The 17,452-nt window shown below is 63.1% G+C and carries 16 protein-coding genes; 6 read left to right on the forward strand and 10 right to left on the reverse strand.

What is annotated here, in order from left to right:
- Positions 1-23: 23 nt before the first annotated feature.
- The 7 genes from ASD04_RS04345 to ASD04_RS04380 all read right to left on the reverse strand — a co-directional run bounded on the left by ASD04_RS04345 (position 24) and on the right by ASD04_RS04380 (position 7,954).
- Positions 24-1,583, reverse strand: a complete 1,560-nt coding sequence (locus ASD04_RS04345) for an aromatic amino acid lyase (RefSeq protein WP_244488248.1) — start codon at positions 1,581-1,583, stop codon at positions 24-26.
- Positions 1,584-1,949: 366 nt separating this feature from the next.
- The gene (gene rhaM / locus ASD04_RS04350; RefSeq protein WP_056253099.1) at positions 1,950-2,282 is read right to left on the reverse strand and encodes an L-rhamnose mutarotase; all 333 of its coding nucleotides are present in this window, start codon (positions 2,280-2,282) and stop codon (positions 1,950-1,952) included.
- Positions 2,279-3,274: an ABC transporter permease gene (locus ASD04_RS04355; RefSeq protein ID WP_056253103.1), complete on the reverse strand. Its 996-nt coding sequence runs from the start codon at positions 3,272-3,274 to the stop codon at positions 2,279-2,281. The genes rhaM and ASD04_RS04355 overlap by 4 nt, the downstream gene beginning before the upstream one ends.
- 175 nt (positions 3,275-3,449) lie before the next feature.
- Entirely contained in the window at positions 3,450-4,427 is a 978-nt protein-coding gene (locus ASD04_RS04365) for an ABC transporter permease (protein ID WP_056253111.1), read from the reverse strand.
- Positions 4,424-5,929: a sugar ABC transporter ATP-binding protein gene (locus tag ASD04_RS04370; RefSeq protein WP_244488246.1), complete on the reverse strand. Its 1,506-nt coding sequence runs from the start codon at positions 5,927-5,929 to the stop codon at positions 4,424-4,426. Before ASD04_RS04370 ends, ASD04_RS04365 begins: the two co-directional genes overlap by 4 nt.
- Before the next feature lie 189 nt (positions 5,930-6,118).
- On the reverse strand, positions 6,119-7,105 hold the full coding sequence (rhaS, locus tag ASD04_RS04375; protein ID WP_056253115.1) for a rhamnose ABC transporter substrate-binding protein: 987 nt from the start codon (positions 7,103-7,105) through the stop codon (positions 6,119-6,121).
- A 45-nt stretch (positions 7,106-7,150) separates the two neighbouring features.
- Positions 7,151-7,954 (reverse strand): DeoR/GlpR family DNA-binding transcription regulator, encoded by an 804-nt coding sequence (locus ASD04_RS04380; protein ID WP_056253118.1) that lies wholly within the window; start codon positions 7,952-7,954, stop codon positions 7,151-7,153.
- A 183-nt stretch (positions 7,955-8,137) separates the two neighbouring features.
- Here ASD04_RS04380 and ASD04_RS04385 point away from each other — a divergent pair, with 183 nt between their 5' ends.
- Both ASD04_RS04385 and rhaI read left to right on the forward strand, forming a co-directional pair.
- Entirely contained in the window at positions 8,138-10,237 is a 2,100-nt protein-coding gene (locus tag ASD04_RS04385) for a bifunctional rhamnulose-1-phosphate aldolase/short-chain dehydrogenase (protein WP_056253121.1), read from the forward strand.
- A gap of 171 nt (positions 10,238-10,408) precedes the next feature.
- A complete protein-coding gene (gene rhaI, locus ASD04_RS04390) occupies positions 10,409-11,698 on the forward strand; it encodes an L-rhamnose catabolism isomerase (protein ID WP_056253123.1) in 1,290 nt (429 codons plus the stop codon).
- A gap of 303 nt (positions 11,699-12,001) precedes the next feature.
- Here rhaI and ASD04_RS04395 read toward each other — a convergent pair whose 3' ends face one another.
- Complete coding sequence (locus ASD04_RS04395; RefSeq protein WP_056253126.1) at positions 12,002-13,498, reverse strand: CoA-acylating methylmalonate-semialdehyde dehydrogenase; 1,497 nt, start codon at positions 13,496-13,498, stop codon at positions 12,002-12,004.
- Positions 13,499-13,777: 279 nt separating this feature from the next.
- Here ASD04_RS04395 and ASD04_RS04400 point away from each other — a divergent pair, with 279 nt between their 5' ends.
- Positions 13,778-14,653 carry a LysR family transcriptional regulator gene (locus tag ASD04_RS04400; RefSeq protein ID WP_056253128.1) on the forward strand — a complete coding sequence of 292 codons (876 nt, stop codon included), beginning with the start codon at positions 13,778-13,780 and terminating at the stop codon, positions 14,651-14,653.
- Here ASD04_RS04400 and ASD04_RS04405 read toward each other — a convergent pair.
- Positions 14,650-15,546, reverse strand: a complete 897-nt coding sequence (locus ASD04_RS04405) for a LysR substrate-binding domain-containing protein (RefSeq protein WP_056253131.1) — start codon at positions 15,544-15,546, stop codon at positions 14,650-14,652. The two genes, ASD04_RS04400 and ASD04_RS04405, sit on opposite strands and share 4 nt — an antisense overlap.
- Before the next feature lie 118 nt (positions 15,547-15,664).
- Between ASD04_RS04405 and ASD04_RS04410 the strand changes: the two genes are divergently transcribed.
- The 3 genes from ASD04_RS04410 to ASD04_RS04420 all read left to right on the forward strand — a co-directional run bounded on the left by ASD04_RS04410 (position 15,665) and on the right by ASD04_RS04420 (position 16,861).
- Positions 15,665-15,844, forward strand: coding sequence for a hypothetical protein (locus tag ASD04_RS04410; RefSeq protein ID WP_056253133.1), 180 nt, complete (start codon positions 15,665-15,667; stop codon positions 15,842-15,844).
- Positions 15,845-15,964: 120 nt separating this feature from the next.
- Positions 15,965-16,438, forward strand: coding sequence for a Cys-tRNA(Pro) deacylase (gene ybaK, locus ASD04_RS04415; RefSeq protein ID WP_056253135.1), 474 nt, complete (start codon positions 15,965-15,967; stop codon positions 16,436-16,438).
- A gap of 72 nt (positions 16,439-16,510) precedes the next feature.
- Positions 16,511-16,861: a hypothetical protein gene (locus tag ASD04_RS04420; RefSeq protein WP_056253138.1), complete on the forward strand. Its 351-nt coding sequence runs from the start codon at positions 16,511-16,513 to the stop codon at positions 16,859-16,861.
- Between the two features lie 238 nt (positions 16,862-17,099).
- On the opposite strand, the gene ASD04_RS19045 is transcribed toward ASD04_RS04420, so the two are convergent.
- Positions 17,100-17,246: a DUF1127 domain-containing protein gene (locus tag ASD04_RS19045; protein WP_082530989.1), complete on the reverse strand. Its 147-nt coding sequence runs from the start codon at positions 17,244-17,246 to the stop codon at positions 17,100-17,102.
- Positions 17,247-17,452: the final 206 nt, after the last annotated feature.

The following is a 17,452-nucleotide window of genomic DNA, read 5'->3' on the forward strand; positions in this document are numbered from 1 at the left end:
GGAATTGGGCGAGGCTCCAGATACTAGGCAACCGGGCCCAGCGCGAAAAACTCGTCCAACTCCATAATCGTTGAATGGGAAATTAGTTCGTTCATCAGCCCATCGGAGGCCAGGGCCTGTTCGACGGCTTCGACCTCGGCCGATAAAGGCCGATCCTGCCAGTATGTGTCAGCATGCTGGCGCACCAGCGCGTAAATGATGCCTGGCACATTGCCCGGTGCATCGCCGGATATGTCCATCGCCTGCGCCGCCAGCATGGCTTCGAGCGCCGCGAGGCGCCGCAAAGCCAGCACCTGGCGCTCCAGCCGCTCCACCACCAGCGGCAGGAACGCTGCTTCGTCCTCTATGCCCCCGGCCACGACCATGGAATTGGCCGAGATGGCGTTGGTCATGGTGAGGACGCGGGCGAACAGTTCCCCCGCCAGCTTGATGATCGGCCCGAAGCCGGTGGCGATGGCGCCGGGCGGAACCAGGTTCACCGGCAGGCCGCGCCGCCCGCCATTGCCGAGCAGCACGCAGCGGTTGAACGAATTGCGCGCGATATGGGCCAGGCCCAGTTGCGCGGTCTGCAGGAACACGGTGACATCGAGCGGCAGCGAGCCCCCCGAGGTCAGCACCTGTCCACCCGCCACCACGGGGTTGTCGTCGGTCCGCCCGGTCGCGGCCAGCAGGATCTTGCCCGCCGCCACCAGCGTCTCGAAGCCGGTGGCAAAGACCTGGCTCATCATGCGCAGGCTCAGCGGGTCCTGGATATGGGTGGCATTGGGCCAGTCCCAGCCCTTGGCGTTGAAATAGAGCCAGGCGCCGATGCCGGCTTCGCGCTCGGTGCCGACATGGGCCACCGCCTTCCACGGATCGCGCGAGGCGCCCAGCGCCCCGGCCGTAGTCAGCCCCGTCGCCAGCATGACGCGCACCGCCCCGGCCGCTTCGCGGATAGCGCTGGCGGCGGCGGCATAGCCCACGGCGTTGGTGGAAATCGAGGCGAGGCTGTCGCGCGGGGCGAGGCGGAACGCCTTGAGCCCGGCCGCGGCCAATGCGTCGCCGGCCGATTGGCGGCGGCCGTCAAACATGGCCTCGCCGGCCCCGGTCAGCACGGCGCCGATCTGCCCCATCAATCCGATATCGGCGCAGCCGATCGAGCCGGTGCGCCGCACCACCGGCACCACATCGGCCGAGAGCAGCGCCAGATAGGCCTCCACCAGGTCGGTGGTGCAGCCCACCCGGCCGGTCAGCGCCATGTTGACGCGAATGGCCATGGCGATGCGCACGATCTCGCTCGAAAAGGCATCGCCGGTGCCGAAATGATGCGCCCGCACCAGCCCCATATTGAAGGCATCGAGCTGGTCGGGCGACCATTCGACATCCTTCATGGCGCCGACCCCGGTGGTGGAGCCATAGACCGGCTGGTCGTTGGCCATGGCCTCTTCGACCACTTCACGCGCCTCGGCCACGCGCTTCAGCGCGGCAGGGTCAGCCAGTAGCCGCACCTTGCGAGCGCCGATCCGGGCCATGTCGGAGAAGCTCAGCGGCTGACCGCTAAGGGTGATGGGCGCGCCTCGCACTGTCATCGCCAGTTCATTCATGATGGCCACGCTATATCCCAGATAATGAACTGGCCATGCGGTTTTGTTTGCATCGACCCTGGACCATCCCACATCATAGCGCTGTTGGAGGCGAAAATCTCGGTTCGCCCGAATACGGCCATGGCCACACAGTAAGGTGATAACTTAAGTATTGAGGTCCCACCGGATCGGGATTACTAAAGCAAAAACCTAACTAATGGGACCACCCATGGCCAAGCTGCTCTGGACCATCCTCCAAACCCGCAAACGCCTATGGATCGCGCGGCTGGACCGATTGGGAAAGATTTTGGCCAGTTGAGAGTGCCACGCCCTCGTGGTTCGAGGCGCCGAAGAAGCGCAGCGACCCTCGAACCGCGAGGGCATGCCTCACTTCATCCAGAACATCGGAACGAGATCGGTGGACACCGGCTCGTTCTTCTCATTCGTGGCCATCACATCGGCCATATGCGCCCACCAGCGCTGCATCACCCCGGTAGTCGGCAAGTCCGCCATCCCATGGTCAACCCGCCGCCACAGCACCCCGAACAGGATGCCCGTCTCTTCATCGAGATGGATCGAATAATCCTTCACCCCCGCCGCATGCAACAGGTCCACCAGCTCGGGGAAAATCTCGTCGTGGCGCTTCTTGTATTCCGCTGCCATGCCGGGGTTGAGCTGCATCTTGAAGGCGTGTTTTTCGTAGCCACCATCCCTGATCATGCGCGCTGCCTCCACATGCGGAACAGGATGGGCAGCGCGATCACCACGATCAGCAGCGAGCCGGTGAAAATGGTCATGACGATACCCGGCACGTTGAGCAGCCCCAGCCCGAAGGTCACCAGCCCCACGATGACGGCCGCCAGCACCACGCCGAGGATGGAACCGGCCCCGCCCAGGATCGACACCCCGCCCAGCACCACCATGGTAATGGCCTCCAGCTCGAACCCCTCGGCAATCGACGGCCGCGTCGACCCTAGCCGCGCCGTCAACAGCACGGCGGCGAGGCCGCTCATCAGCCCGGTCAGGCAGAACAGGATGAACTTGATGCGGTCCACCCGCACGCCGGAGAACCGCGCCGCCACGTCATTATTGCCGATAGCGAAGATGCGCCGGCCGAAATTGGTGCGGTGCAGCAGCACCCAGTAAATGACGGCGCAGAGCAGGAACAGCACCAGCTCGAACGAGATCACCCAATACACGTAGCCCTGCCCGAGCCAGGCAAAACTCTTGGGATAGCCCTTGAAGCTCTGGTCACCCAAAACGATGAAGGCAATGCCGCGAAACAGGCTCATCGTGCCGATGGTGACGACAATGGACGGCAGCTTGAGCCCCGTCACCAGAAACCCGTTGAACGCCCCGCAGGCAATGCCCACCCCGATCCCGACCATGACCAGCACCGGCGTATCGGCGCCATATTGCAGCGCCAGCCCCATCATGGTCGAGGCCAGCGCGATGATCGCCGCCACCGACAGGTCGATCTCCCCCGAAATGATCAGCAGCGCCATGGCCAGCGCGATCAGCGCCTTTTCGGTGAAATTGAAGGTGAGGTCGGAAAGGCTCCAGGCATTGAGGAAATAGGGCGAGGCAAAGGAATTGAGGATGAAAATCCCCAAGGCCACGAGCACCAGCAGGCTCTCCCAGCTCAGCACGGCTGAGCGGAATGGATTGTCGAGGCGGTTGGGAAGAGAGCGGTGGAGGGATGTATCGGTCATGAGCAGAAGTCCGGAAGACATGCGTCGTGCCACGCCCTCGTGGTTCGAGGGTCGCTGCGCTCCCGCCTCACCATGAGGGCTACTGGGAGCTCGGTTTCAAAGTAGCCCTCATGGTGAGGCGCGAGCTCTTTGCGAGCCTCGAACCACGAGGGCGTGCCACCATATCGCCACTCCATCACACACTCTCCGCCGTCTTCAGGATCACCCGCCCCTTGCGCCGCTCGCCGCGCGCATTGAGCACCACGGCGAGCAGGATCGCCGTGCCCGAAATGGCCATTTGCCAGAAGGGCGAAATATTGATCACCGGCAGCGCGTTATTTATCACCCCGAGGAATACCGCCCCCAGCAACACACCCACCACGCTGCCGATGCCCCCGGCAATCGACACGCCCCCGATGACGCAGGCGGCGATGATGGTCAGCTCATAGCCGCCGGCCACTTCCACCGAGGCGATCACATAGCGCGAAATCCACAAATACCCGCACAGCCCCGCTACCGCCCCCGAAATGACGAAGGCATAGAACTTGGTGCGCCCGACATCGATGCCGGTATAGACCGACGCCGTCGGGTTGACGCCGATGGCATAGAGCGCCCGCCCCAGCGGCGTCCGCGTCATCAGCACCCAGAACAGCGCGGCCACCACGATGGCGAACCAGCTCAGCAGCGGCAGGCCGAGAAATGCAGCGCGCTGCAGCCCGATGAAATCGGGGCTCATCTGCGCCGCATTGACCCAGGCGCCAGCGGAAATCACGAAAACCAGCCCGCGAAAAATGGTCAGCGTGCCCAAAGTCACCACGATGGGCGGAATATTGAGCTTCCACACCAGCACGCCGTTGAAGGCGCCCAAAGCCGCGCCCACTCCGACGCATCCCGCCATCAGCAGCGGGATCGGCACGCCCGGAAAGGCCGCATTGGTCATGGCCACGACCATCCCGGTCAGCGCCAGGTTGGACGCCATCGACAGGTCGATGGACCGCGTCAGGATGACCGCCATCTGCCCCAAGGCCAACATCATCAAAATCGACGTGTCATTGAAGATGGTCAGCAGGTTGCCCGGCTGGGCAAAGCGCGGAAAGCGTGCCGTCACCAGGACAAGCACGAGCAGGATCGCCAGAACCAGGAAGATTTCACGGTGCTTCAACAGCCGGTTCATGCCGCCTGCTCCTCGGCAATACCCGCCGCCAGCCGCACCAGCACTTCCGGCTTGAGGTCGGTATTCTCGAGCGTATCGATCACCCGCCCCTCGCGCATCACCACGATCCGGTCGCTCATGCCGAGCACTTCGGGCAGTTCCGAAGAGACCATGATCACGCTCAGCCCCTGCGCCACCAGTTCCCCCATGAATTCATGCACCGCCGCCTTGGAGCCGATATCGATGCCCTTGGTCGGTTCATCCAGAATGATCACTTTCGGCAGGGTCGCCAGCCATTTGGCGATCACCACCTTCTGCTGGTTGCCGCCCGACAGGGTCGAGACATCCTGGCTCAGCGACGACGCCCGCAGGTCCAACCGTTCGGTATAGGTCCGCGCCAACGCAAACTCTTCCGCCAGGCGCAAAAAGCCCGATTTGCTGGTCTTGCCCAGCGAAGGCAACGAGACATTCTTGAAAATCGGCTCGCCGGTAATCACCCCCTGCTTGCCGCGCTCCTCGGGCACATAGACGATCCCCGCTTCCACCGCATCGGCGGGCGATTTCGGCGCAATGGCCCTGCCCTCCAGTGTCAGCGTGCCGCCGGAGGTCTGCGTCAGGCCGAACACTGCCTGCATCACCTCGCTGCGCCCGGCCCCGACCAGCCCATAAAAGCCCAGTATTTCGCCCTTGCGCACGGCAAAGGACACATCATCGAATTCGGTCGGGTGGCTCAGCCCCTTTGCCTCCAGCACCACATCGCCGATCGCGGCATTGCGCGCGGGGAAAATGTGATCGACCGAGCGGCCGACCATCATCTGCACCACCTGGCTCTGGCTGGTGTCCCTGATGAAGCCTTTGCCCACCTGCTCGCCATCGCGGAACACGGTGAAGCGGTCGGCGATGCGATAAATCTCATCGAACTTATGGCTGATGAACAGGATCGCCTTGCCATCCTGCTTGAGCAGGTCGATGAGCACGTAAAGCTCCTCGATTTCCTTCTGGCTCAGCGCGGCGGTCGGCTCGTCCATGATGACGACCTGCGCGTCGATACTGAGCGCCCGCGCCACCGCCACCAGGTGTTTCTTGGCAATGCCCAGTTCCTTGAGCTTGATGCCTGCGTCGATATCGGCCGCCATGGAATCGAGCGTCGCCTGCGCCTCGGTCCGCATCTTGCGCCAGTCGATCAGCCCCAGCCGATTGGTCGGCGCGTGACCCAGATAGATATTCTCGGCCACGGTCAGCTCGTCGAACAGCACCGTCTCCTGATGGATCGCCGTAATCCCCGCCGCCGAAGCCGAATGGGCCGTCGGCAGGCTCACCACCTGCCCCGCCACGCGGATTTCTCCCGCATCGGGCTGGTAAATCCCGGTCATCACCTTGACCAAAGTCGATTTGCCCGCCCCGTTCTCCCCGATCAGCGCGGTGACCTCGCCGGCATAAAGCTCCAACGACACATCATTGAGCGCCCGCACGCCGGGAAAACTCTTGGATATGCCTCTGAGGGTAAGGATGGGGTCGGTCATAGATGTAGGTGTTCCGCTTGTCATAGGCCGAGCTCCGGAACTCGATCGGTCCCCTCTCCCCTGAGGGGAGAGGGTTAGGGTTAGGGTGAGGGGTTCAGAGGTTGTGAGGGCATCGAGTGCCACCCACCACCGAACCACTCACCCGACCCTTCGGGTCGATCTCTCCCCTCAGGGGAGAGGTGAGAAAGATCAGTAGATCTTCGAAAACTCTTCGATGTTGGACTTGTCGAAGGTGAACGGAGGCGCCATGGCGCCCGAGTTGGTGTCGTCCAGCGTCAATTCGCCCATGCGGCCCATCGACAGGGTTGCGCCGGGGGCGGCTTCCCCGCCTTCGACCAGGTCATTGGCCAGCATGACGGCGGCATAGCCCAGGTCGATCGGGTTCCACAGTGCCACGGCCTGGCTCGCGCCATTGTCGATGAACTGCTTGAACTCGCTCGGCAAAGCCAGGCCGGTCACGTTGATCTTGCCGATCAGGCCCTGGTCGGTCACCACCTGCGCAGCCGCCACGACGCCGACCGTGGTCGGGGCGATGATGGCCTTGAGATCGGGATAGGACGCGATCAGGCCCTTGGCTTCGTCGGTCGACTTCACCGAGTCATCGTCGCCATAGACCACCGAGACGAGGTTGATGTTGGGGAACTTCTCGGGGATCACGGCCTTGGCGGCCTCGATCCAGGCATTCTGGTTGGTCGCGGTCGATGCGGCCGACAGGATCGCCACGTCGCCGCCTTCGGGCAGGTAGTCGGCGGCCAGCTTGATGATGGTCTCGCCGATCAGGCCGATGTCGGACGGGTTGAGGTGCAGCTGGCGGCCTTCGGGGGCAACGCCCGAGTCCCAGCTAATCACCTTGATGCCGCGCTCCATGGCCTTCTGCAGGGCCGGAACCAGCGCGTCGGGATCGTTGGCCGAGATGGCGATGGCATCGACCTGCTGGGCGATCAGCGAGTTGACGACTTCGATCTGGGCTTCGGCCGTGGCGGCGGTCGGGCCGGTATAGATGACTTCGACGTCACCCAGTTCAGCGGCCGCTTCCTGGGCGCCCTTGTTGGCGGCGTCGAAGAAGCCGTTGCCGAGCGACTTCACCACCAGTGCGATGCGGGTCTGGGCATAGGCCGGGGCGGCGAGCAGCACGGCGACGGCCGTGGTGGTAGCCAAAATCTTCAAGAGTTTCATACGGAATCCCTCCCTGGGATGTTCTGGTCTTTGGCAGTCTTTGTCTCAGGCGACCGTTTTCTGGTCCCCTTGAGCGCTGGTTTCCGCCACGAGGAGCCGCACGCCTGCCGTTTCCAGCATTTGTCGGTCTTCGTCGCGGATGCCGCTGTCGGTGATGACGGCGGCAATTCGGTCGAGCCCGCACAGGATCAGGCTCGATCTCCCCGAAAACTTCGATGAATCCGCCAGCACGATCAGCTCATCGGCCTGCCCGATCAGGGCCAGTTCGGACTGCACGACCATCGGGTCGGCCTCCATCAGGCCATGGGCGCCGATGCCCTGGCAGCCGATGAACATGCGCTTGGCGTAGAAATGCGATGCCACCACGCCGCCAAAGGGCGAGAGGATGACATTCTGCTCGCGATAGATCGTGCCGCCGGGAATGACGACCGAATTGCGCGAATTGTGGATCAGGAATTCGGCAATGCCGAAGCTGTTGGTGAACACCGAGAGCCGTTTGCCGGTCAGGTGATGCACCATCTGGTAGGTTGTCGTGCCGCCGTTGATGATGATGGGCTCGCCGTCATTGCACATCTCGGCGGCCATGCGGGCGATGGCGCGCTTCTGCGCGATATTGAGCGTTTCGTTGACCGAGAAGGGTCGCCCCATCAGCCCGCCCTGCGCCGGCGGCGTCAATGCCTCGGCCCCGCCACGCACCCGGCGCAACTGCCCCTGCACATGCAAAGCCGCGATGTCCCGGCGGATCGTCGCTTCCGACGAGCCGGTGACCTCGCACAGGTCCGCCACGGTCGCGACGGGGCGCGACTGCACGGCGGCCAATATGACGCGATGACGTTCGGTTTCGTGCAAATGACTTCTCCCTGCTCCATTTGCTTCCATCATTTCCGGTCAGTGTCAATCATCAAAACGCCATGTCCGATCATATGCACCGATCCGTGATCATTTATGATCGTTTCTGATTGACAGCCTTCCGGATTCTGTGGCCATGTCCGGCCAACACCGTCACTTGCCCAAGCTCTTTGGAGGAGCCTCATGTCCACATCAGCGCCCAAGCGCCTCGCGAACCTCTGGGACGATGCGAAGGCCGCCGCCATGAGCGAGCCCGAGCGCCTCGTCTATCGCTCCAACCTGCTCGGCTCGGACAAGCGCGTCACCAATTACGGTGGCGGCAACACCTCCTCCAAGATCATGCAGCAGGACCCGCTGACCGGCGAGCAAGTCGAAGTGCTCTGGGTCAAGGGCTCGGGCGGCGACAGCGCCTCGATCAAGCTCGACGGCTTTTCAACCCTCTATATGGACAAGCTGCGCGCGCTGAAGGGTCTCTATCGCGGGGTCGAATTCGAGGATGAAATGGTGGGCTACCTGCCCCACGCCACCTTCAACCTCAACCCGCGCGCCGCCTCCATCGACACCCCGCTGCATGCTTATGTGAACCGGCCTTTCGTCGATCACATGCACCCGGATGCGATCATCGCCATCGCGGCCAGCAAGAATTCCAGGGAACTGACACAGCAAATCTTCGGCGATGCCATCGGCTGGCTGCCGTGGAAGAAGCCGGGCTTCGAGCTGGGCCTGTGGCTGGGCAAGTTCTGCGAGGAAAACCCGGAGGCCAAGGGCGTCGTTCTGGAATCGCACGGCCTCTTCACCTGGGGCGACACCCCGAAACAGTGCTACGAAACCACGATTCACATCATCAACCAGGCCATCGCCTGGTTCGAGAAGGAGACCGAGGGCAAGACCATTTTCGGCGGTGAGGCCGTCAAGTCCCTGCCGTCAGATCAGCGCCGCGCCATCGCCGCGCGCCTGATGCCACGCATCCGCGGCTTCATCTCCGAAGACAGCCACAAGCTCGGCCATTTCGACGACTCCGCCGCCGTCCTCGAATTCGTCAATTCCAACAACCTGCGTCCGCTGGCAGCCTTGGGCACCTCCTGCCCCGACCACTTCCTGCGCACCAAGATCAGGCCGCTGGTGATCGATTTCGATCCCGCCAACCCCGATATCGACGCCGTCATATCCGGTCTCGCCGACCAGATCGCCGCCTATCGCGTCGATTACCAGGCCTATTACGACCGCTGCAAACACGATAATTCCCCCGCCGTACGCGACCCCAATGCCGTGGTCTACCTGATGCCCGGCGTCGGCATGTTCACCTTCGCCAAGGACAAGGCGACGGCCCGCATTTCCGGCGAGTTCTACGTCAACGCCATCAATGTGATGCGCGGCGCCTCGACCGTTTCCACCTATGTCGGCCTGCCCGAGCAGGAAGCCTTCGACATCGAATATTGGCTGCTCGAAGAGGCCAAGCTGGCCCGCATGCCCAAGCCGAAATCGCTAGCCGGCAAGATCGCGCTGGTCACCGGCGGCGCCGGTGGCATCGGCAAGGCCACCGCCGTCCGCCTGCTCCGCGAAGGCGCCTGCGTCGTCCTCGCCGATATCGACGAGAATGCGCTGGCGGCCGCCAATGACGAACTTGGCGCCGTGTTCGGCAAGGATTTCGTCCGCCCGGTGAAACTCAACGTCACCCAGGAAGCCGTGGTCATCGCCGGCTTTGCCGAAGCCGTGGTCGAATTCGGCGGCCTCGATATTCTCGTCTCCAATGCCGGCATCGCCTCCTCCGCCCCGATCGAGGAGACCTCGCTCGAGCTGTGGAACAAGAACATGGATATCCTCAGCACCGGCTATTTCCTCGTCAGCCGCGAAGCCTTCCGCCTGTTCCGCGCGCAGAAGATCGGCGGCAATGTCGTCTTCGTTGCCAGTAAGAACGGCCTCGCCGCTTCCCCCAATGCCTCGGCCTATTGCACCGCCAAGGCCGCCGAAATCCACCTTGCCCGGTGCCTTGCCCTTGAAGGCGCGGGTGAACAAATCCGCGTCAATGTGGTCAATCCCGACGCCGTGTTGCGCGGCTCCAAGATCTGGGCCGGCGAATGGCTCGAGCAGCGCGCCTCGACCTACAAGACCGACAAGGAGGGTCTCGAGGACATGTATCGCGAGCGCTCCATGCTCAAGCGCTCGGTCTTCCCAGAGGACATTGCCGAAGCCATCTACTTCTTCGCCTCGGACGCCTCGGCCAAATCCACCGGCAACATCATCAACGTCGACGCGGGCAACGCGCAGAGCTTTACGCGGTAAGAAAGGGAAGAAGGAACCCCTCACCCGTCTCGGCCTGCGGCCGATCCACCCTCTCCCTCAAGGGGAGAGGGTTGGCTCAGAGCCCAGCCCGACCACGGAGCCTCCCTTCTCCCCTTGAGGGAGAAGGTGCCCGAAGGGCGGATGAGGGGTCTCTTTCTCCGGGAGGAAAGCATGACCGATTCAATCATCGACCAATCCACCATCGAAGCCGAAAACGCCAGGCGCATGGCCGATCTCCGTGTCGACTATGACACGCTCGGCGAACGTCTCGATCGCCGCGGCGTCGATATCGACGCCATCAAGACCAGGGTCGCCGCCTTTTCCGTCGCCGTGCCCTCCTGGGGCGTCGGCACCGGCGGCACGCGTTTTGCCCGCTTCCCCGGCAAGGGCGAGCCGCGCGACATCTTCGACAAGATCGAGGATTGCGCCGTCATCGCCCAGCTGACGCAGGCGACCAACACCGTCTCGCTGCATATCCCGTGGGACAAGGCCGATCCGAACCGGCTGAAGCAGGCCGCCAGCCGCTTCAATCTCGGCTTCGACGCCATGAATTCCAACACCTTCGCCGACGCCGCCGGCCAGCTCCAGAGCTACAAGTTCGGCTCGCTCTCGGCCGCCGACGCCGCCACGCGCAGCCAGGCCATCGAGCATAATCTGGAATGTATCGAAATCGGCCAGACCATCGGCTCCAAGGCTCTCACTGTCTGGATCGGCGACGGCTCCAACTTCCCCGGCCAGGTCAATTTCACCCGGCAGTTCGAGCATTACCTGGATTCGATGAAAGCCATCTACGCCGCCCTGCCCGATGACTGGCGCATCTATACCGAACACAAGATGTATGAGCCGGCCTTCTATTCGACCGTGGTGCAGGATTGGGGCACCAATTACCTCATCGCGAAAGAACTCGGCGACAAGGCCTATTGCCTGGTCGATCTCGGACACCACGCGCCCAACGTCAATATCGAGATGATCGTCGCCCGCCTCGCCCAGTTCGGCAAACTCGGCGGCTTCCATTTCAACGACAGCAAATACGGCGACGACGATCTCGACGCCGGCTCCATCGATCCGTTCCGCCTGTTCCTGGTCTTCAACGAGCTGGTGGATGCCGAAAGCCGCGACCCGGCTTTTCGCCCGGCCCACATGCTCGATCAGTCGCACAATGTCACCGACCCCATCGAGTCCTTGATGCTGTCGGCCGCCGATGTGCAGCGCGCCTATGCCCAGGCCCTCGTGGTCGACCGCGCCACCCTCAAGGCGGCACAGGAAGGCAACGACGCCCTCGCCGCCACTCAAGCCCTGCGCCTGGCCTATCGCACCGATGTCGAACCGATCCTGGCCATGGCCCGCATGGAACAGGGCGGCGCCATCGATCTGCTGGCCACCTACCGCGCCAGCGGCTATCGCCAGAAGGTCGCCGAAATCCGCCCCGAAGTCGCGGCTGGCTCCAGCGGTATCGTCTAAGGAATTTCCGACGCACCTCCCCGCGCTGGAAATAAAGAGGCCCGGTGAGCAATCACCGGGCCTTACGTTTGATCACAGCACTTGCAGTCGTCACCCTCGCCCCTTGTGGGAGAGGGTGGTTCTTCCGCGTTCAGCGGAAGAACCGGGTGAGGGGTTCTCTCCGCGAGTTCGATGCTTGTGGAGGCACCCCCCTCATCCGCCCTTCGGGCACCTTCTCCCACGAGGGGAGAAGGAAACCGCTCAATCACGCATCCACCCGCTCAATGCCAACAGTCCGCTAACATTAGCGCCCCTTCGCTAACGCTACTTCATCGTCGGAAACTGGAACTCCGCCCCATCCTTGATGCCGCTCGGCCAGCGCGTGGTGACCGTCTTCACCTTGGTCCAGAACTGCATGGAATCCGTGCCATACTGGTTCAAATCCCCGAACGAACTGGCCTTCCAGCCGCCAAAGCTGTGATAGGCCACCGGCACCGGCACCGGCACGTTCACCCCCACCATGCCGACATTGACCCGCGAAGCGAAATCGCGCGCCGCATCGCCATCGCGGGTGAAGATGGCCACGCCGTTGCCGTAGGGATTTTTCGATGGCAGCTCAAGGGCTTCCTCATAGTTCTTCGCGCGCACCACCGACAGAACCGGCCCGAAGATTTCTTCGGTGTAAATGTCCATATCCGTGGTCACATGATCGAACAGGCAGGGCCCGACAAAGAAGCCATCCTCATAGCCCTGCAGCGAGAAATCCCGCCCATCGACCACCAGCTTGGCGCCCTGCTCGACGCCCTTGTCCACCAGCCCAAGCACCCGTTCCTTGGCCGCCGCGGTGATCAGCGGCCCCATTTCCGAAGCGCGGTCCGTCGCCGGTCCCACCTTCAGCGCATCGATGCGCGGACGGAGCGCAGCGATGATCTTGTCGGCCGTGGCATCGCCCACCGGCACCGCCACCGAAACCGCCATGCAGCGCTCGCCCGCGGCGCCGTAACCTGATCCCATCAGCGCATCGGCGGCCTTTTCCATGTCGGCATCGGGCATGATGATCATGTGGTTCTTGGCCCCGCCAAAGGCTTGCACGCGCTTACCACTTGCCGCCGCCGTGGCGTAGACATAGCGGGCAATCGGGGTCGAGCCGACAAAGGACACGGCGGCAATCGCCTCGTGTTCCAGGATGCCGTCGACCACCGCCTTGCCGCCCTGCACCACGTTGAGCACGCCCTTGGGCAGGCCGGCCTCGATGGCCAGCTGTGCCAGCCGTACCGGCACGGAGGGGTCGCGCTCGGAGGGCTTGAGGATGAAGGCATTGCCCGAGGCAATGGCAGGCGACAGCATCCAGAGCGGGATCATGGCTGGGAAGTTGAACGGGGTTATCCCCGCGCCGATGCCCACGGGCTGGCGCATGGAATACATATCTATCCCCGGCCCTGCCCCCTCGGTGTACGCTCCCTTGAGCAGATGAGGGGCGCCGGCGACAAATTCCGCCACTTCCAGCCCGCGCAGCACGTCACCCTTGGCATCATCGAAGGTCTTGCCATGTTCGGCACTCAGCAATTCGGCCAGTTCGTCCATATGCTGGTTGAGCAAAGCCACATAGTTGAAGAACACTCTTGCGCGTCTTTGGGGATTGGTCGCGGCCCAGGCCGGCTGCGCCGCGGCGGCCGAAGCGACGGCCGCATCGAGATCGGCCTCCGTCGCCAGAGCCACGCGCGCCTGCACCTCGCCCGTGGCGGGGTTGAACACATCCTGGAACTGCGTGCTGGAACCTGTCGTTTCGACGCCGTCGATGAAATGGCCAATGGTGCGCATGAGGCTCTCCTTGTTTGGATATCCTCATCGCGCTATAAATTCAGATGTTCAACACGATAGATTTCGCATCTGTTGTGCAGAAATTATAGTCTGCTCCTGAACATCGGCTTGCGCGATGTCATCCCGGCGCAGGCCGGGATCCATCCTGAGGTCTATCCGCGTTCAGAGGGAGCTGTACTTTCTCAAGATGGATTCCGGCCTGCGCCGGAATGACACCGTGGCTGGAAGCCTTGCGTCGGTAACAAGCGCCTTCCGCAAGGGAAATGTGGAGCAACTTCAATGAACTGGGATGATATCCGCATCTTCCTCGCCGTCGCCCGATCCGGCCAGATTCTCGGCGCCGCCCGCAGTCTCAATCTCAATCACGCCACCGTCGCCCGCCGCCTCACCGCGCTCGAAACCGCGCTCGGCAGCACGCTCTTTACCCGCCGCACCAATGGTTCCGACCTATCCCCCAGCGGCGAGCGTTTCCTGGTCCATGCCGAAGCCATGGAAAGCGCCATGCTGGCCGCCAGTGAATCCGCCGGTGCCGATAGTCTGATCGACGGCACCGTTCGCGTTGGCGCCCCTGATGGCTTCGGCGTCGCCTTCCTCGCCCCGCGCCTGGGCGAACTTACCGAGCGCCATCCCGGCCTGCGCATCGAACTTGTCCCCGTCCCCCGCGCCTTCTCGCTTTCGCGCCGCGAGGCCGATATCGCCGTGACGCTGGAGCGCCCGCGCGAAGGCCGGCTGGTCGCCCGTAAACTCACCGATTATCGCCTCGGCCTCTACGCCGCGCAAAACTATCTCGACCGCAATGGCACCCCCGCCAGCCTTGCCGATCTCGCGACCCACCGCCTCGTCGGCTATGTCGAAGACCTGCTCTATACGGCCTCGCTCGACTACACGGCCGAATTCCTCAAGGGCTGGCATTCCTCGCTGGCCGTCTCGTCCGCCATGGGCCAGACCGAAGCTGTCCGTGCCGGCGCCGGCATCGGCATTCTCCACGCCTTCATGGCTGGACGGGATACCGGGCTTGTGCCGGTCCTGCCTGACCATACGCTGATCCGCAGCTATTGGACCGTTGTTCATGAAGACCTGCGCGCCATAAGCCGGGTGGCGCTGGTGGCCGATTTCCTCGCCGAGATCGTGGCGCGGGATCGGGCGATATTCTAGCCCTGCCGCGTCCGCAGCCCTGCCGTCGCCGGCACGATCCAGTCGCGAAAGGCCTTGATCTTGGGCGAATTGCGCCGCGCTTCGGGATAGGTCAGGTAATAGCCATGCCCGTCCCAGCCCAGAATGTCGAAGGGCTGCACCAGCCGGCCGCTGGCGACTTCGTCGCTGTAGAAAGCCGGCGTCACCATGGCCAGGCCGCGCCCGGCAATGGCCGCGGCGACCTCCAGGGTCTGCGAGCCCAGCCGGCTGAATGGCCGGTTCGCCGCAGCGGGCATGGTCAGGCCAGCCAGTTCGAGCCAGGTGCACAGCCAGGGATCGTCCGGGGTGATCTGCGGCACCCGCAGCAGGTCGGCCGGCTCGCGCACCTCGTAATCCTCGATCAGCTTCGGGCTCATCATCGGGGCAAATTCGGCCTTGAGCAGCAGATGCCAGACCATGCCCTCCTGCGGCTTGCTGGTCGCCCGGATGCCAACGTCGAACTCCTCGGCGCCGAAATCCACCAGATGCGCCGAACTCTCGACCCGCACCGCTATTTCGGGATTGGCGAGCTGGAACAGCCCGATATTGGCGGCCAGCCAATGGCTGGCGAAGGTGGGCACCGAGCTAATGCGCAGCATGCCGTCGATCTGGCCGCGCGAGTCGGCAAAGGCGTCGCGCAGCATGTCGAAGGCGTTGCCCACATCGGGCGCCAGCCGCGCGCCGGTCTCGCTCAGTGCAATCTGCCGGGGCTTGCGCAGGAACAGCGGCGCGCCGACACGCTCCTCCAGAATCCTGATCTGGTAGCTCACCGCCGCCTGGGTCATGCCGAGTTCCTCGGCGGCCCTGGTAAAGCTCAGATGCCGCGCCACAGCCTCGAAGGCGCGCACGGCCGTCAATGGCGGCAAGGCGGCCATGGATCAAATCTCCTTATGCACCGGTATTGAGCTTTAGTTGGAATTCCGGCCTCCTGCCAGTCATTTTAGGGACATGAGATATGAAGCAGGAGGCAGCCTCATAAGGCTGCTTGTAGCCATGAATGCCATTGCCAGGCCGTTAATTGCCACCTTTCACCTGCCCCGCTGGAGCAAGCCGCTCCCGTTCGGCGCCGCCCATCGCCGCCGCCGGACCACGATCGACCTGATCCATTCCTCGCCGCATCTGCTGCGCGATATCGGGGTCAGCGAAGGGCATGATGGCAAGCGCCAGCGGTAGTCCTCACCACGTCGTTCCCGCGAAAGCGGGAATCTCCCTTGCGATGTGAGGGGGATTCCCGCTTTCGCGGGAATGACACAGTGGTAGAGTTCAAGGTGCGCCTCATTCTTCAGAAACGTCATGTCCAAGACCACGCCCGCCACGCTGGCCCTCACCAAAGCCGGCATCGCCTTCGCCACCGCGACCTATGACTACGACCCTGATGCCGACCGGGTCGGGTTGCAGGCCGCCGAGGCCATGGGGGTTCCGCCCTCCATCGTGCTCAAGACGCTGATGGCAGAGGTGGACGGCAAGCCGGTCTGCGTCGTCGTCCCGTCGGACGAGGAAGTGAACATGAAAAAGCTCGCCGCGGCCTTTGGCGGCAAGTCGGCCCATATGATGAAACCATCGGATGCCGAGCGGCTGACCGGCTACAAGGTGGGCGGCATCAGCCCGTTCGGGCAGAAGAAACCGGTGCCGACGGCGGTCGAGGAACTGGCGACGCTGGAAGACGAAGTGTTCCTCAATGGCGGCCAGCGCGGACTGCAGATCCGCATGAAACCGGACGATCTGGTCGCGGCTTTGGGCGGCAAGGCGGCCGATCTCATTCGCTGACCACCCCTGTTCGGGGATAGCACCGTGCCCCACAGGCCATAAGGTCCGCTCCATCCTTGGAGGGACATTTTCATGAACAAGTTTTTGGCAGCCGGCATCGCGGCAATCGCCGCCGCCGCACTGGCCGGATGCAGCGTGACCGGTGGCGACCTGATCCGGCCGGGCGAAGCGACGGGCACGTTGATCGTCGCCAACGGCTCCTACGGCTATCTCGATGCCATCGTGATTTCGGACTGCAACAATTTCACCCACGGCTTCAATCGCCTGTCCGACGGCGACTCGATCGCGCCCGGCGACGCCCGCAGCTTCACCCTTTCGGCGGGCTGCTGGGATGTCGGCGGCGGCGAATTCGGCGGGGGCGAGGCCTATGAACGCATGACCATCACGCCGGGCAGCGTAACCCGGTTCACGATCACGGATTGACCCAGCCAGGCCGGACATGAGCACGACGGGTGTATTGAGCTTCGGGCGAGGACGAGTCGAAAATGCCGGAGGGCGAGAACCGGAGCGCAGCGTACGTTCAAGTACGTGAGCACCGGAAGCGCAGACCTCTGGCATTTGCAGGCCGTCATCGCCCAAAGATCGATGCACCCGCAGAAAAGACAAAAGGCGCCCGGATGGACGCCTTCATCTAAGTCTGATTGGTCGGCTTGGACCGGTATTAGCGGGCCAGGGCGCCGCGAGCGATGTTCTTAATATCGCCCTTGGTGATGCCGAGGTCGTTCAGCTGACGCTGATCGAGGGCGCTGAGTTCGCGCATGGTGCGCTGATACTGAGCAAACTGTGCAAGGCGCTGACGGATGTTCATTTCGGTTCCCCTTCGTTTTGATGACCAATATCTATAGTCGATCAGTCGTGATTAGAAGATGGACTCTTTGCACATCCGTTATGCACCCAGTGCAAACAAAAGCGGCAACCCGTTCATATCCGCTTCAGCCGGCACGCGAACAAGCGCTCAATATCTCGCCATAACGCTCTGAAACTGCACCGTAATTTCAGCAAAGCCGGCACAAG

The sequence above is a fragment of the Devosia sp. Root436 genome, from assembly GCF_001426345.1.
Classification (GTDB): Bacteria; Pseudomonadota; Alphaproteobacteria; order Rhizobiales; family Devosiaceae; genus Devosia.